This window comes from Octadecabacter dasysiphoniae (assembly GCF_021532615.1).
In the GTDB taxonomy this organism is placed as follows: Bacteria; Pseudomonadota; Alphaproteobacteria; order Rhodobacterales; family Rhodobacteraceae; genus Octadecabacter; species Octadecabacter dasysiphoniae.
Map to the genome: position 1 here is coordinate 1,087,509 of NZ_JAKGAQ010000001.1, position 15,671 is coordinate 1,103,179.

Consider the following 15,671-nt stretch of genomic DNA (forward strand, 5'->3'; position numbering starts at 1 on the left):
ATTTTATCCTTGCTGTCCGGCTGAACCACCAAAGTGGATGCCGCATTCTGTTTTGGCTTGATCACGCCAGCGGCCCGCGCGGGCAGGTTCGCCAGCGTTCACACGGGTCGTGCACGGCATGCAGCCCACGGACGGATACCCCTTCGCGACAAGCGGATGACGGGGCAGATTGTGGGTTTCGATGTAACTACGCAGATCGCTGCTGTCCCAATGGGCTAGCGGGTTGACCTTAATGCGGGGCAGGCGGCCAAGGGGGCGGTCCACCTCAAACATTTCAAGTGCTGCGCGGCTGCCGCCCTGAAACCGTTTGCGCCCTGAAATCCATGTGTCGACGTCGCGCAACGCAGCCTCAAGCGGTTCGGTTTTGCGCAAGGCACAACAGGCGTCGGGATCATGCAGATGCAGCAGGTTTTCGTTGTCGCGTTCAAACAGCACATCGCGTTTGGCGGTGATGGTTTTAACACCCGTCAAACCCAGCGTGTCAGCGACCTTGGCCTGATATTCAAGCGTTTCGGGGAACAGCATTTCCGTATCGATGAACAGCACTGGCACGTTGCGATCCACCTGTGCGGCCATGTGCAACAGCACCACAGATTCCGCCCCGAACGAGCTGACCATGGCCACATCACCCAGCATCGTCAGGGCGTGTTCCATCACATCCTGCGCGTCTTTGTCTTTGAACAAGCGGTTGAGCGTTTGCGTGCGTCCATCAAGCGGCATCAGCTTTCTCCTCTGGGTAAAGAATGGCTTTGAAAGGGGCGGCGCCAAGGCGGCGGTAGGCCTCAAGGAAGGTTTCGTCGGCGTCGTCCCGTAATTCCATATATCCGTAAACAAGCCGTTCAATTGCGGGCACAATGTCGTCCGCGCTAAAGCCCGGACCTGCGCGTTCACCGACTGCGGCGGTTTGCGTGTGATCGCCGCCAAGGGTGATCTGGTAGCTTTCAACGCCTGCGCGATCCAGTCCAAGAATGCCGATATGGCCGACGTGGTGGTGCCCGCAGGCATTGATGCAGCCCGAGATTTTGATTTTCAGCGCGCCAATGTCGTGTTCGATTTTCAGTTCATCAAAACGGGTGGCAATTTGCTGCGCGATCGGGATGGAACGTGCAGTCGCGAGGGCGCAGTAATCCATGCCGGGGCAGGCGATGATATCGGACGCGAGGCCGATGTTTGCCGTCGCCAGATCCGCCGCGCGTAATTCTGCATAAAGTTTGGCGAGGTCGGATTTATGCACGTGGGGCAGGATGACGTTCTGTTCGTGGCTGATGCGCAATTCATTGTGGCCGTATTTGCGGGCCAGATCGGCCATAACGCGCATTTGATCCGCCGTGGCATCGCCCGGCGTGGCCCCATGTTTTTTCACAGAGATACTAACGATTGCATAACCGTCCGCGCGGTGGGCGGTCAGATTGGTATCTGTCCAACTGCGAAACGCGGGGTTGGCCATGCGAGCGGCCTCGTATCCGTCGGTGCTGGCGACCTTGAAATCGGGGGCGGCGAATTGCGCTTCAATCTCTGCCAGCATGTCTTGATCTACGCCACTGAACGTCGGGCGGACTTGGGCGAAACGTTCGTCCACCAGACGGCGGATTTCATCGATGCCATGTTCATGCACGGTTATCTTGATGCGGGCCTTATATTTGTTGTCACGGCGACCAAGGCGGTTCCAGACGGACACGATGGATTCGACGTAAGGCAACAGATCAGCTTGTGGCAGGAAGTCATTGATAACTTTGCCGATCATCGGGGTGCGGCCAAGGCCGCCACCGACGATGATCTTGTAGCCGATCTCGTCATTTTGCTGCACAATCTGAATGCCGATGTCGTGGGCCTTGATCACGGCGCGGTCATTTTCAGACCCCGTCACGGCCAGTTTAAACTTGCGCGGCAGGAACTGGAACTCGGGGTGGTCGGTGGACCATTGGCGCAGCAGTTCGGCCACTGGGCGTGGATCCGCGACCTCATCCGCGGCGGCACCTGCGAAATGGTCGGCGGTCACATTTCTGATAGTGTTTCCAGAGGTTTGGATGGCGTGCATGCCGACGTCCGCGAGGTTGGACAGCATGTCTGGCACGTCTTTGAGGGACGGCCAGTTGTACTGGATGTTCTGACGGGTCGTGAAGTGGCCATAGCCTTTGTCATAGGTCTGCGCGAGGTGGGCAAGCATGTCCATCTGATCGGCGTTCAGCGTGCCGTAAGGCACCGCCACGCGCAGCATGTAGGCGTGCAATTGCAGGTACAAACCGTTCATCAGACGCAGCGGTTTGAATTCGTCTTCTGTCAGCGATCCGTCGATGCGGCATTCGACCTGACCGCGGAATTGCGCGACACGTTCACGGACAAAAGCCTCGTCGAAGTCATTGTATTTATACATTGTTTTCTACCTGCTTGCCGTGTGCGTAATTTGATGGGCCGCGTGTGCGGAAGGCTTCGCGAAAGTGGGTTGTGGTCGGGCCCGCGTCGTCCATGCCCGCGTCCGCGAGGTAGGCACCCGCGATCACCGATTGCTGTGCCTGCGCTTCGAGGAGGCGCAGATCGGCGTGGGCTTCGTCGGTCAGGAATTCGGCGTCTTTGATGTTGCCGGACCATGTGTCAGTGGCGGTGAACCAGACGGCGTCCCCTTCGATCAGAAGGTTCGCGGTGATCACTTTGGGGGTAAAAGCGCGGGGCATTACAGGGCCTCCTGAGTGGATATGGGTCGGGTATGGGTTTGGTATGGGTCTGGTATGGCTACGGGTGTGGTTTTTGCCGCAAGAACTGCATCGCGGGGGGCTAAGCCCATGAAAACCAACGCAGGTCCGCTGATTTGGGCGTTTGTAATCGTCGGTTCCATTTCCACCAGCGTTGTTGCGATGACGCGCTGATCGGCGCGGCTGACGTTTTCGATGATCGTGATTGGTGTCAGCGGGTCGGCGCCGTGCATCAGCAGGCGGCCCTGAATAAAGCGTGCGGATTTCTTGCCCATGTAGATGGCGGCGACTTGCCCATCTTCGGCCAGCGCGCGCCAATCGTGATCGGCATACCCTTTGGTGTCGTGTCCGGTGATAAAGCGCACGGATGAATTGCGGCCCCGTTTGGTCAGGGACTGGCCGATGCCCGCGACAGCGGCAGACGCGGCGGTGATGCCGGGGACGATGGTGTAAGACAGTTCAGCCGCTGTGATCGCGTCGATTTCTTCGTCGAGGCGGCCAAACACCGTCGGGTCGCCCGCCTTAAGGCGCACAACGTGGTGCCCTTGCAGCCCGTGATCCACGATCAGCGCGTTGATGTCGCCTTGCGCCATGGATTTTCCGAACCCTTCTTTGCCCGCGTCGATCATGATCGCTTCGCGGCGCGCCAGTTCGAGGATTTCGGGCGTGACCAAGCGGTCGTAAATCACGACGTCCGCCTTATCGAGGGCTTTGCGCGCTTTCAGCGTCAGCAGATCAGGATCACCGGGGCCCGCACCGACCAGATCGATATGCCCGGGTTTGGCATCGGTGTTCAGGTGATCATGCAGCAACGCGTCGAGCGCTTCTTCGACGGCGTTTTCACCATGGGTCACCGCGCGGGGGCCTGCGTTGAAATAATAATCCGCCCAGAAGTTGCGGCGCGCCACACCAAAGGGAAGCTTTTCGGCCATGCCGCGGAACGACTTACCGATGCGCGCAAGAGTGCCAAGCGAGGCAGGCAGGCGTTCTTCGAGGTCTTTTTTGATGGCGCGGGCCAGCACAGGGGCCGCGCCTTCTGTGCCGATGGCCACGGTCACGGGGTCACGATCCACGATGGCGGGGGTGATGAATTGGCTGTCGCCAAGGTTGTCCACGATGTTGACCAGCGCGCCGTCGCGGTGGGCGAGGGCGGCTGTGCGTGCGTCTTCAACCGCGTCTTCGTGGGCGGCGTAAAACAGGGACGCGCACATTGCATCGCCCGGTTCCATGGCTCGTTCGATCAACGTCAGTTTGCCGGTTTGCGCCCAAGTGTGGATTTCGGGGGCGGCGTTTTCGGCGATGACAGTGATGCGGCCTTCGGTCTTGAGAAGCAGGCGCAGTTTGGCCAGTGCGGCGTCACCACCGCCCGCAAGAACGATGCGGCGGCCTTCAACGGCGAGGAAGATGGGGAAGTGCTTCATGTGCTTTTTCCAATTGCTTCCCTGCAATATAGAATATTATTCCAATAAATGCTTTATGCGGCGGGTTGAAAGGGATGATTGTTCCGCGTATTGCGCAATTCAGTCAGATAATTTTCGATCACGGGAGAAAAGCGAATGGATGTTCGGATAGACGAGTTGGATCGGAAAATCCTACGCGAGATGCAGCGCGATGCGGGGCAATCTTTGGACGAAATCGCCAAATCTGTGGGGTCGAGCAAGACGCCGGTTTGGAACAGGATTCGCAAACTGCGCGAGGCTGGTGTGGTGGGCCAACAGACGGTGATGCTGGATGCCGAAGCGTTGGGTTTTGAGGCCTGTTTCTTTGTGCTGATCCGCACGTCTGAACATGAAGCGGATTGGCAGGCTAAGTTCTTGAAAGCCTTGATGGATCGCGAAGAGGTGCAAGAGGCGCATCGGCTGGCGGGCGACATTGATTATATCCTGAAGGTGCGGGTGAAAAACGCGCGGGCCTATGATGTGTTTTATCAGGCCCTGATATCAGAGGTGCGGGTGTTCAATGTGACCGCGTTGCTGAGCATGGAAGAAATCAAATCGACGGTGGCCCTGCCTTTATAACGGCGGCGCTTTAGCCGAACACGCGGGACACTTCGCGCAGGATCTTTTCGCGGATCGCGCGGGGGTAGTCGCGGTGGGTGCGGGCAGTGATGACGAACCCGTCGCGGGTGATCACGGCGCGGCTGAAGAATGTGGTGATGGCCACGCCCATGGATTCAATCGCGATACCGTTGATTGTCACGCCTTGGCGTTCGGCCTGACGGGAGGCGGTGCGGGTGTCAGACCCCGCGTTTGGTGTGCCGTCGCCCGAAATATCAATGACTTGGCGTTCGCAGGTCGGCGCGGTTTGCATAAAATCGAGCGCGAACAGGATGGCGTCGCCCGGGGCTGTATCGGACATCACGAAGGCACGCGGCATTGTGCGGGCGTCTGCGGCGAAGTTGCGCACATCGGCCTCGGTTCTGATTTGGGTCCAAGGGATCGAGACCTCTTGGCGGCCCACGCCGGACCATTGCATGACTGAAACTGCAACTTGTCCCTGGATCAAGGCCTCCATCACTTCGGCGTCCAGAACCGCGTCTGTCATACCGTCTGTCTGGAGTTTGTATTCGGCCACGTCGATGGAATTGGACACATCGATGGTCAGGATCAGGGCCGTGTCGCAGGCAAGAGCGGGCGTGGCAGCAAGGAGGAGGGCGGACAAAAAACTCTTCATCGATGAAGTGTGCGCGCAAATGGAAGGGGGGTAAAGTGCAGGTTTCTGTTGCCTTGGGTTTGCCCGCAAACACAATCCCAGGACAGAGCAATTGGCCGCAGGACAAATGCGGAGTCCGTTGGGTCCGCGTGTTCGGGCGTGTTGATCGTCGAGGAGGTAAAGTGCAGGTTTCTGTTGCCAGGTACCTGCGAACCCCGCCTTAGGCTGCTAAGCGTAAGGGCTTAAGTTTCGGTATTACGCACAGCTTACGCTGCGAGTGCTACCTGAGCATTGTTGTCATTTGCAACTAGCTTGAATGTACCGATAACGGTGGTGACTCACCGAAACAAAGCTAACCCCTTTAGACGTTCGTCGATCCTATTTCGTCCCCATATCGGCCAAATGAGCCATCCCAGTGAAGGGCGTGATGGTGGAGACGCCGGGTACCGCCCCCGGGTCCGATCCGCTTATTACGAGCGCGTTTATGTTCATAGTCCCGAGGGACATCCCATATATAGGGGGGCTGGTGCCTGCTGCAAAGGGTGGAATTGGATATTTTAGAACCAAAGAAGCGGGGCGGCGCGTTTAGACGGGCCAGTTGAGCCAGATCAGAAGGGCGGCGGGGGGCCATTCGAACGCCAGAAAGACCAGTGCTTTGGTCAGGGGGGGCTTGTCGATGAGGATCGACAGAAACCGCCCCGCGCCCGCGCCGACGTAGGCCACGCCGAGCATGAAATAGGCGTAAGGATCGCCGGTGAACAGGCACCACAGGCCCACGGCAACGAACAAGCCACCCGATCCTGCGCGCAGTTCGGACAGGCCCATGGTTGATTTGGTTGTTTCAAAATCCAGCGCGCCCATGGTGTAGCGCGGGGCCAGGAACCCGAAGGCCCCGAAGGCGATGGTCAGTAGGGCGATGGCGGGGCTGATGTAGTCCATGATGGCTCCTTGATGTTTGATAGTATTACGAGCCGGTGGGGGTGTTGGTTCGGTTTAAGTTTTGGATGGCTTTGCGTCGGCCACGGATTGACCGAGTTTTGAGGTATAGGCCGCGAGATCGGCGAGCAGGCTGTCGACCGCCGCCGCGTCCTGTGATTCCAAGGCGTCGGCGATGGCGGTGTGCAGCCCGATGATGTGATCGCGCGAGCGCGCGGTGAAGGTGATCATGTTCATCAGTGGTTCAATCGCTTCGACTGCGCCGGCGAGCTGATAGGACAGAACCGGATTGCCCGCACCATCCACCAGTGCGCGGTGAAAGGCGACGTCTGAGGCGCAAAAGCTTTCGTCGGATAGGCCCGGCTGCCCCTGACGGGTGATTTCGGCGCGCATCGTGGCGAGGTGATCGGCGGTGCGGCGATCTGCGGACAAGGGCGCGCAGGCGCGTTCAAGGGCAAAGCGCGCTTCGCAAGCCGTGACGAAATCAACGGCGTTCATGCTGAGGAGAAGGGCGGAGGTTGTGATTTGCTGCCCGTAGGCGTCTTCGAACCGGAGTTTGTTGACGAACGCCCCGCCTGTGGCCCCGCGCTGTGTGCGGATCAGGGATTGGGCGGCGAGCCGTTTCAACGCCTCGCGCACGGTAGAGCGGGAGACATTGAATTGTTCGCTAAGCTCTGCTTCGCTCGGGAGGCGTTCACCGATGTCGAGATCACCGGACACAATGGCGTCGCGGATGGATTTGGCAATTTGGGCGGAGAGGTCAGGTGCATTTTTCATTTGTCAGACAATTAAATGTCAGACATATGATTGGCAAGGATTGAGTCGCTTGGGAGGGCGTTCGCATGACAGCCTTTTTCAACATCAGGTCTGCGCTATGGGTGGCGTTCTTTGTCGCGATCCTTTTGGCGTGGGCGATGATGTTCATGATGGCCGTTGATATGGATCTTGATCTGATCGGGCGGCCCGGTGACATGGGCGCGGCGATGGCGGCCATGGACCCGCGTATGCCGATGGATATGCCCATGGCGCGGTTTGGGCCTTTGTTTATGATGTGGGCCGTTATGATGGCGGCGATGATGTTGCCGACGCTGGTGCCAACGTTGCGATCCTACGAAGACCTGATCGTCAGCGCCAATGGCACGCGGGCCGGATGGCTGGGCGTTTTGCTGGGGTATTTTGTGGTTTGGGTGGCGTTTGCCGCGTTGATCACCGCCGTTCAGTTGGGGCTGTTGTTTGGCGGGGTCATCGACATGCTGGGCATCGCCAAAAGTGTCTGGGTGTCGGCCGGGTTGTTGATTGTTGTCGGCGCGTTCCAGTTCACGCGCATCAAAGAGGTTTGCCACGGGGTCTGCCATTCACCGATGATGTATTTTGTCGGGCATTGGAAAACCGGGTTCGGCGGCGGGCTGCGCATGGGGCTGGGCCTTGGCGCGTTTTGTGTTGTGTGCTGCTGGGGCTTTATGGCGCTGGGGTTTGTGGGCGGCGTGATGTCGCTGCTTTGGATGGGTCTGGCGACCTTGTTCATGATTTTGGAAAAACTGCCCGCTGTTGGGCATCTTGTCACCAAACCCATGGGGGTCGTTTTGATCCTCGCGGGGATCGCATTGCCCGTTTGGGCGCTCATTTAGGAGGGTCACACATGGCCATGAAGGAACGCGCACCGGCAGATAAACTGCCCGTCAGTCAGCGGATCGACAGCAAGATGGAAAGCCATCCGTTGCGCCGCAAGATGAAGCCAACGGAGTGGGCCATCAAGGGAGAGCTGTTTTTGAACTGCTCGTGCACCGTGTTTTGCCCCTGTGTTGTGTCGCTTGGCGCGCATCCCCCCACTGAGGGGCATTGCCACGCATGGATGGCGATTGCCATTGATGAGGGGCATTTCGAGGGCGAGGATTTATCCGGTCTGAACGTCGGGCTGTTGGTGGATATTCCGGGCCGTATGGGTGAGGGCAACTGGCGCGTTGCGGCCTATGTGGATGAGAGATCTTCTCAGAAGGCCTACAATGGTCTGTTGAAGATTTTCAGCGGCGCGGCGGGCGGCACGACGGGGCTGTTCACGTTCTTGGTGAGCGAGATCATCGGCGCTGAGCGTGAGAAGGTCGAGATCGTGCGCGATGGCAAAAAGCGCGGGCTTTATATTGGCCGCAAGATTGCCGGAGAGATCGAGATGATCGACGGTGGTGACCCTGATCATCCGGTGATGATCACCAATTCCAAATACTGGATGGGGCCGGATATTATTGCGGCCAAAGGTGTCAAATCCAAGGTGCGCGATTATGGCCGTGTCTGGGATTTCGGCGGTATGTCTGCCGAGATTTGCCCGATTGATTGGAAAGGGCCCAAGCCGTGATAACGCCGCAATATTGCCGGACGATGGCGCAATATAACAGATGGCAAAACAACGGGTTGCGCGACATCGTTAAGACAATGGATGAAGATGAGCTGCGCAAGGATCGCGGGGCGTTTTTCAAGTCTATTTCGGAAACGATGAACCATTTGCTGTGGGGTGACATGTTGTGGATGAGCCGCTTTGACGGGGGCGATGGCCCATCCGTCGGGCCTGAGAAACATGCGCAACTGACACCCAACAAAGCCGAATGGGACCGTCTGCGGTTTCTGACGGACGGGCGGATTATCCAGTGGGCCGAGGGTGCGAAATCCGTCGATCTGACGGGGGATTTGACATGGTATTCGGGCATGAGCGGCAAAGACCTGTCAGAGCCGAAATCCCTGTGCGTCGTGCATTTCTTCAATCACCAGACCCATCATCGCGGTCAAATCCATGCAATGTTGACGGCTGCGGGGCACAAACCGCAGGACACCGACCTTGCGATCATGTCGGAGAACTAGAATGGCGATCATTGCAGGATCGCGCCGGATCAGGCGTACCCCGTTTTCGGACGGCGTAGAGGCGGCGGGCGTTAAGGGATATACGGTTTATAACCATATGTTATTGCCCACTGTTTTCCGCAGCGTGGTTGAAGACTACCACCATCTGAAATCTGCGGTGCAGGTCTGGGATGTGTCCGTTGAACGGCAGGTGGAAATTCGTGGGCCGGATGCGGGGAGGTTGATGCAGATGCTGACGCCGCGCGATCTGCGGGCGATGCTGCCGGGCATGTGTTATTACGTGCCGATGGTTGATGAGACCGGCGGGATGTTGAATGATCCGGTGGCGGTGATGATTGCCGATGACCGCTATTGGGTGTCGATTGCTGACAGTGATTTGTTGTTCTGGATCAAGGGATTGGCCTACGGTCTTCGTCTTGATGTACTGGTCGATGAGCCGGACGTGTCGCCGTTGGCGATCCAGGGGCCAAAGGCGGATGATCTGGCCGCACGGGTGTTTGGCGATAAGGTGAAAGACCTGAAATTTTTTCGCTATGGCTGGTTTGATTTCATGGGTCAGCAGATGCTGGTTGCGCGGTCGGGCTATTCAAAACAGGGCGGTTTCGAAGTCTATGTCGAGGGGTCCAAAAACGGGATGCCGTTGTGGAATGCCCTGATGGAAGCGGGCAAGGATCTGGATGTCCATGCGGGCTGCCCCAATCTGATTGAACGCATCGAGGGTGGGTTGCTGTCATACGGCAACGACATGAACCGCGACAATACCCCCCATGAAGCAGGGCTTGGACGGTTCTGTTCGACCCAGACGGCGATCGGGTGTGTGGGCCGCGATGCGTTGTTGCGCGTGTCCAAAGAGGGGCCCGTCAAACAACTGCGCGCGTTGCGCATTGAGGGCGATATTCCGCCCTGTGATCGCGGTTGGCCGTTGATGGATGGGCAGCGACAGGTTGGCACGGTGACGTCTGCGGCGTGGTCGCCCGATTTTGAAACGAATGTTGCCATCGGGATGGTGCGCATGACCCACTGGGAACCGAAAACGGATGTTGATGTGGTCACCCAAGCGGGGGTTTTCCCCGCTGTCGTGCAAGAAACTTTTTGGATTTGATGAACAGGAGAGATGCTATGTTTAACGCTTTGATAGTTGAGAAGGACGATGAGGGCAAAACGAGCGCGAGCGTTCGCCAGATCGGTGAAGACCGCCTGCCAGAAGGCGATGTGACCGTCGCCGTTGAATATTCGACGGTGAATTACAAAGACGGTTTGTGCGTTGGTCCGGGCGGCGGTCTGGTGCGCAACTATCCGCACGTCCCGGGGATTGATTTTGCGGGCACCGTCGAGGCGTCATCGGATGACCGTTACAAGGCGGGCGACAAAGTTGTGCTGACGGGCTGGCGCGTGGGTGAGGCCCATTGGGGCGGATATTCCCAAAAAGCACGCGTAAAGGCCGATTGGCTGGTGCCGCTGCCCGATGGATTGGACACGCGTCAGGCGATGGCGGTTGGCACGGCCGGGTTTACGGCGATGCTGGCGGTTATGGCGCTTGAGGATCATGGCATCAAGGACGGGCCTGTGTTGGTGACAGGGGCTGCTGGTGGTGTCGGGTCGGTCGCGACGGCGATTTTGGCCAATCTGGGCCATGAGGTTGCCGGTGTGACAGGGCGGCCAGAGACAGCGGATTATCTGAAATCGCTGGGGGCGACGCAGATTGTCGCCCGCGAGGAGCTGAACGAGACCGTCAAACGCCCCCTTGAGGCGGAAACATGGGGCGGCTGTGTCGATGCGGTCGGCGGTGAGATGCTGGCGCGTCTGCTGGGGCAAATCAAATACGGCGGATCGGTTGCGGCTGTCGGTTTGGCGGGCGGCGCTGGTTTGCCTGCCACGGTCATTCCGTTTTTGCTGCGCGGTGTGAACTTGCTGGGGATCGATAGCGTCATGCAGCCCTATGACAACCGTGTGCGCGCATGGGCGCGGATTGCCAAAGACCTGCCGATGGACACCCTTGAGGCGATGGTGCAGCCCGCCGTACTGAGCGATTTGCCAGCCTTGGGGCGTGATATTCTGAAAGGTCAGATCAAGGGCCGCGTTGTCGTTGATGTGAACGCGTAAACGATTGGAGCGTTGCCCTCGCGTCGCAACGGGTTAGGTTGCGCGGTGACAAGGGGAGCGTGACATGACGCCTGTGATTTACTGGGTTCGACGGGATTTCCGGCTGAGCGATAATGCGGCATTGGTGGCGGCCTGTGAGGCCGGTCCGGTGGTGCCTGTGTTTATCTGCGACGATATCGTTGAGGCGCAAGGTGGCGCACCCAAATTCCGGTTGGGTGAGGGCGTGCGCGTGTTTGCCGAGGCGCTTGAGGCCGCCGGATCGCGCCTGATTTTGCGCCGCGGGGATGCCTTGGCTGTGTTGCGCGATTTGGTTGCGGAAACGGGCGCCACGTCGGTGGTTTGGAACCGTCTTTATGATCCGGTCAGCAAGGCGCGCGATACGGCAGTGAAGGCGGCGTTAAAGGACGACGGGATCGGCGCGGACTCCTTTGCGGGGCATTTGTTGTTTGAACCCTGGACGGTCGAGACCAAAACAGGCGGTTTTTACAAAGTCTTCACGCCGATGTGGAAACTGGTGCGCGGGCGCGATGTTGCCGCGCCACTAAGCGCACCTAAGATCAACGCGCCCGGGGATTGGCCCGCATCAGACCTTCTAGACGACTGGGGGCTTGGCGATGCCATGCGCCGGGGGCGGGACGTTTTGACGGCGCACATCTGTGTCGGTGAGGACGCCGCACGGGACCGATTGGGTGATTTCATCAAAAATCGCGTCCAGCGTTATGACACGAACCGCGATTTGCCATCGGTGGACGGGACGTCGCGGTTGTCGGAAAATCTGACTTATGGGGAAATCAGCCCGCGGACCTGTTGGCATGCGGGCTGGGCGGCGATCCATGATGGTAAACCGGATGCAGAAACATTCTGCAAAGAGCTGGTCTGGCGCGAGTTTGCCTATCACCTTGCCCACCACACGCCGCGTATCATCGACCAGAACTGGAAAGAGGGCTGGGATGATTTCCCGTGGAACACCGAAGAAACGGCTGAGGTCACGGCGTGGAAACAGGGGCGTACGGGGATACCGTTTGTCGATGCCGCCATGCGCGAGATGTATGTGACGGGCACCATGCACAACCGCGGGCGTATGATCGTCGCGTCCTATCTGACCAAGCATCTGATGTGTCACTGGAAAATCGGGCAGGCGTGGTTTGAGGATTGCCTGATTGATTGGGACCCTGCGTCCAACGCGATGGGGTGGCAGTGGTCCGCCGGGTCAGGCCCCGATGCGACGCCGTATTTCCGTGTGTTCAACCCCGTCAGCCAGCTGGAAAAGTTCGACCGTGGGGGCAATTACAGCCGTGCGTGGATCGCAGAGGGGCAGGGAACCCCGACAGACACATCGCTGGCCTATTTTGATGCGATTCCGAAAAGTTGGGGCCTGTCGCCACAAGACAAATATCCCCGCCCGATTGTCGATCCGGCACAGGGGCGGGAACGCGCGTTGGAGGCCTACAAGAACCGCACGTTTTGAAGCCTTTGAAAAGAAACAAAGATCAGCCGTGACAGATTTTTCCGAAGCCGTTAATATATAATGAAACTACGGGGCTACTCACCGCGTATACCTTCTAAACACAACGCCAACACCTGGAGCGTCGATGATCCTTACGACCACGCAAGGGCAGTCCAATCTGCCCCGCTATTTCAGTTCCGTTTTTGATATGATGAAGCACCTGCCACGGGGGCGGGTTGATTTCGTGCTGCCCGACGGGCGTACGTTTCGCGCCGATTCAGGTGAGGCCGGATATGTCGCTGTTCTTGAGGTTCACAACGATGATTTGTTCGCCCGTTTGATCCGCGAAGGCGATCTGGGGTTTTCTGAGGCCTACCTTGACGGATGGTGGTCCACGCCGGATTTGATGGCGTTTATGGATTTGGTCAGCGATGACGCCGAAGAGATTTATGACGGCTTTCCGGGGCAAGGGTTGATCCGCACCTACGAAAAGCTGCGGTTCTGGTGGCAGAGCAATTCAAAGCGCCAAGCGCGCAAGAACATCAGCTATCACTACGATCTGGGCAACGAATTTTATGGCCTGTGGCTGGACGACACGATGACCTATTCGAGCGCCAAGTTCGAAACCGGTCAGGAAGATCTGGAAAAGGCGCAGACGCAGAAATACGCATCCATGGTTGATGAAATGGGCGTCAAAGCGGGCGATCATGTTCTGGAAATCGGCTGTGGTTGGGGCGGGTTTGCGGAATACGCCGCCAAAGAACGCGGGTTGAAGGTTACGGGGCTGACCATCAGCCAAGAACAGTTTAACTACGCCGTGGAGCGCATTGAAAAGGCTGGTCTTTCTGATCAGGTCACGTTCAAGATGCAGGATTATCGCGACGAAAAAGGCACCTATGACGGCATCGCATCTATCGAGATGTTCGAGGCTGTGGGCGAGAAATACTGGCCGACCTATTTCGAAACCGTGCGCGAACGCCTGAAACCCGGCGCGCGCGGCACGTTTCAGGTGATTTTGGTGCAAGACAAGCGCTGGCATGTCTATAAACGCGGCGTTGATTTCATCCAGAAATACATTTTCCCCGGTGGGATGTTGCCTGCCCCGACCATCCTGCGCGAGACAATTCGCAAGGCCGGTCTTGAGGTCACGCAGTCCGTGGAATTCGGGCAAAGTTACAGCGATACGCTGCGCCGCTGGCACGATACATTCAACGAAAAGTGGGATCAGGTGGCCGAAATGGGCTTTGATGATCGGTTTCGCAGAATGTGGAACTTTTACCTCGCCTCTTGCGCGGGGGCCTTCCGCGGGGGTATTTGCGATGTAACGCAGATCACGGTGACCCGTCCGGCCAAGTAAACGGGCCCAAAAAGTCGGGCACCTGCAACGGCAAGGAGCAGCGCAATGCCGACTATGGGACGACTGGTAGGGGCCATCTTGTTTGGTGGTCTTGCGTGGTACACCACATTATTGATTATTCCGCTGTTTCCCGAAAACGCGCCGTTGGGGATGTTCCAAGAGGTGAACACATTTTTCGGTCTGGTGGCCGGATGGACAGTGGCGGGCCCGCGTGCGGGGCTGGGGTATGTCGCGGCGTTCAGTTACGGGCTGACGGCGCTGGTTTCGATGGTTGTGATGGCGCTGTTTTTCAATTCTTCGGTTGTGATGATCGAACAATCCTTGCGCAAACGCTATGATGGCCCGGGTGAGGCCGTGACGGATGTGTTCCAGATGTTTGTGGATCATGCGTTGTTGATGGCGACACCCGAAATCATCGGCACGCTGGTGGTTGGCGGCATCGTGGGCGGTTTGATCACGGAGTTCTTCGGACGGCGGTTCAGCTGATGGATTTGTTCATTTTCGGGACGTTGCTGCACGTGCCCCTTTTGGAGGCCGTGAGCGGGGACGCTGATGTATCCAAGCGGTTGGTGTGGGCTGCGCGCCCCGGATATTCCGTAAGCCGCGTGAGCGGGCAGGTTTTCCCGATGATCCACCCCGCGACGAACGGCGTTGCCGAGGGCATTATCGTGCAAGGGTTGGATGATACCGCCCTGGAGAGATTGGATTATTACGAAAAGGCGTTCGGGCATGACCGCGTCGAATTTGTGGTGCTGGATGCCTATGAACAATCGCGCACTGTCACGGCCTATCTGCCCGAACCCGACCGCTGGAGCACAGCAGAGCTTTGGGATCGTGACGGGTGGATCGCGCGGGCGGGTGAATTGACGACCATGACAGCGATTGAGGCGATGAGCGTGATGGACCGCATGGCGGCGCCTGAAATGGGCGCGCAATATCCGGCGATGATGGCGCGGGCCGCATCGCGCCAACGCGCGGCCAAAGACACGGGCACGGGCGGGTTGGGGCGTGCGGATGTGCACGTTCTTCATGCGTCCAAACCCTATGCTGGTTTCTTTAACGTCGAAGAACTGGACCTGTCGTTTCGCCGCTTTGACGGGTCGATGTCGGACCCTGTGAACCGCGCCGTGCTGGTCGGTGTGGATTGCGCAATTTTGCTGCCCTATGACCCTGTGCGCGACCGCGTGATGGTGGTCGAACAATTCCGCCCCGGTGCCTATTTGCGCGGTGATCCCAACCCATGGACGTTGGAACCGATCGCGGGGCGCATTGATCCGGGCGAAGAACCCGAGGACGCGGCGCGGCGTGAAGCCCATGAAGAAGCAGGCGTGACGGTGACGGATTTGCACTGTGTGTCCGCCGCCTATCCCAGCCCCGGTTCAACCACGGAACTGTTTTACACCTATATCGGAATCGCTGATTTGCCCGATGGTGCAAACGGGACGGGGGGGCTTGTGGCCGAGGCCGAAGACATCCGGTCCCATATCATGACGTGGGCTGAATTTGATGCGGCATTGAACGCAGGAAAATTCCGGTTGATGCCGCTGCTTGTGGCGGGGCTTTGGCTGGCGCGCAATCGCGACAGATTGCGCGCATCTGCTTGAAGGTGGGCGGCGTGCAGCCTACACCTTATGTA

The 15,671-nt window shown here is 58.3% G+C and carries 17 protein-coding genes and 1 other RNA gene; 10 read left to right on the forward strand and 8 right to left on the reverse strand.

Annotation, left to right across the window (positions count from 1 at the left end; genetic code table 11):
- Positions 1 to 3 precede the first annotated feature (3 nt).
- The 4 genes from L0664_RS05295 to cysG are packed head-to-tail and all read right to left on the reverse strand — an operon-like array spanning position 4 to position 4,111.
- Positions 4 to 720, reverse strand: a complete 717-nt coding sequence (locus tag L0664_RS05295; protein WP_235224576.1) for a phosphoadenylyl-sulfate reductase — start codon at positions 718 to 720, stop codon at positions 4 to 6.
- The gene (locus L0664_RS05300; RefSeq protein ID WP_235224577.1) at positions 710 to 2,374 is read right to left on the reverse strand and encodes a nitrite/sulfite reductase; all 1,665 of its coding nucleotides are present in this window, start codon (positions 2,372 to 2,374) and stop codon (positions 710 to 712) included. Before L0664_RS05300 ends, L0664_RS05295 begins: the two co-directional genes overlap by 11 nt.
- Entirely contained in the window at positions 2,367 to 2,672 is a 306-nt protein-coding gene (locus L0664_RS05305) for a DUF2849 domain-containing protein (protein WP_235224578.1), read from the reverse strand. Before L0664_RS05305 ends, L0664_RS05300 begins: the two co-directional genes overlap by 8 nt.
- Entirely contained in the window at positions 2,672 to 4,111 is a 1,440-nt protein-coding gene (gene cysG, locus L0664_RS05310; protein WP_235224579.1) for a siroheme synthase CysG, read from the reverse strand. Before cysG ends, L0664_RS05305 begins: the two co-directional genes overlap by 1 nt.
- 135 nt (positions 4,112 to 4,246) lie before the next feature.
- Here cysG and L0664_RS05315 point away from each other — a divergent pair, with 135 nt between their 5' ends.
- The gene (locus L0664_RS05315; RefSeq protein ID WP_235224580.1) at positions 4,247 to 4,708 is read left to right on the forward strand and encodes an Lrp/AsnC family transcriptional regulator; all 462 of its coding nucleotides are present in this window, start codon (positions 4,247 to 4,249) and stop codon (positions 4,706 to 4,708) included.
- A gap of 10 nt (positions 4,709 to 4,718) precedes the next feature.
- On the opposite strand, the gene L0664_RS05320 is transcribed toward L0664_RS05315, so the two are convergent.
- The 4 genes from L0664_RS05320 to L0664_RS05335 form a co-directional block, all read right to left on the reverse strand.
- Entirely contained in the window at positions 4,719 to 5,363 is a 645-nt protein-coding gene (locus tag L0664_RS05320) for a DUF1194 domain-containing protein (protein ID WP_235224581.1), read from the reverse strand.
- Positions 5,364 to 5,523: 160 nt separating this feature from the next.
- Positions 5,524 to 5,886: a transfer-messenger RNA gene (ssrA, locus tag L0664_RS05325) on the reverse strand.
- A gap of 41 nt (positions 5,887 to 5,927) precedes the next feature.
- Positions 5,928 to 6,281 (reverse strand): DUF4345 family protein, encoded by a 354-nt coding sequence (locus L0664_RS05330; protein WP_235224582.1) that lies wholly within the window; start codon positions 6,279 to 6,281, stop codon positions 5,928 to 5,930.
- Positions 6,282 to 6,335: 54 nt separating this feature from the next.
- On the reverse strand, positions 6,336 to 7,055 hold the full coding sequence (locus tag L0664_RS05335) for a FadR/GntR family transcriptional regulator (RefSeq protein WP_235224583.1): 720 nt from the start codon (positions 7,053 to 7,055) through the stop codon (positions 6,336 to 6,338).
- Positions 7,056 to 7,120: 65 nt separating this feature from the next.
- On the opposite strand from L0664_RS05335, the gene L0664_RS05340 reads away from it, so the two are divergent.
- The 9 genes from L0664_RS05340 (at position 7,121) to L0664_RS05380 (ending at position 15,639) form a co-directional block, all read left to right on the forward strand.
- Complete coding sequence (locus L0664_RS05340) at positions 7,121 to 7,906, forward strand: DUF2182 domain-containing protein (RefSeq protein WP_235224584.1); 786 nt, start codon at positions 7,121 to 7,123, stop codon at positions 7,904 to 7,906.
- An 11-nt stretch (positions 7,907 to 7,917) separates the two neighbouring features.
- Positions 7,918 to 8,628 carry a DUF1326 domain-containing protein gene (locus tag L0664_RS05345; RefSeq protein ID WP_235224585.1) on the forward strand — a complete coding sequence of 237 codons (711 nt, stop codon included), beginning with the start codon at positions 7,918 to 7,920 and terminating at the stop codon, positions 8,626 to 8,628.
- A 23-nt stretch (positions 8,629 to 8,651) separates the two neighbouring features.
- A complete protein-coding gene (locus L0664_RS05350) occupies positions 8,652 to 9,128 on the forward strand; it encodes a DinB family protein (RefSeq protein ID WP_268821593.1) in 477 nt (158 codons plus the stop codon).
- Position 9,129: 1 nt separating this feature from the next.
- Entirely contained in the window at positions 9,130 to 10,230 is a 1,101-nt protein-coding gene (locus L0664_RS05355) for a dimethylsulfoniopropionate demethylase (RefSeq protein WP_235224587.1), read from the forward strand.
- Positions 10,231 to 10,247: 17 nt separating this feature from the next.
- A complete protein-coding gene (gene acuI, locus L0664_RS05360) occupies positions 10,248 to 11,231 on the forward strand; it encodes an acryloyl-CoA reductase (RefSeq protein ID WP_235224588.1) in 984 nt (327 codons plus the stop codon).
- A 64-nt stretch (positions 11,232 to 11,295) separates the two neighbouring features.
- Positions 11,296 to 12,699: a cryptochrome/photolyase family protein gene (locus tag L0664_RS05365; protein WP_235224589.1), complete on the forward strand. Its 1,404-nt coding sequence runs from the start codon at positions 11,296 to 11,298 to the stop codon at positions 12,697 to 12,699.
- Positions 12,700 to 12,823: 124 nt separating this feature from the next.
- Positions 12,824 to 14,035, forward strand: a complete 1,212-nt coding sequence (locus L0664_RS05370; RefSeq protein ID WP_235224590.1) for an SAM-dependent methyltransferase — start codon at positions 12,824 to 12,826, stop codon at positions 14,033 to 14,035.
- A 45-nt stretch (positions 14,036 to 14,080) separates the two neighbouring features.
- The gene (locus L0664_RS05375) at positions 14,081 to 14,521 is read left to right on the forward strand and encodes a TrgA family protein (protein WP_235224591.1); all 441 of its coding nucleotides are present in this window, start codon (positions 14,081 to 14,083) and stop codon (positions 14,519 to 14,521) included.
- Positions 14,521 to 15,639 (forward strand): NUDIX domain-containing protein, encoded by a 1,119-nt coding sequence (locus L0664_RS05380; RefSeq protein WP_235224592.1) that lies wholly within the window; start codon positions 14,521 to 14,523, stop codon positions 15,637 to 15,639. The genes L0664_RS05375 and L0664_RS05380 overlap by 1 nt, the downstream gene beginning before the upstream one ends.
- Positions 15,640 to 15,671 lie beyond the last annotated feature (32 nt).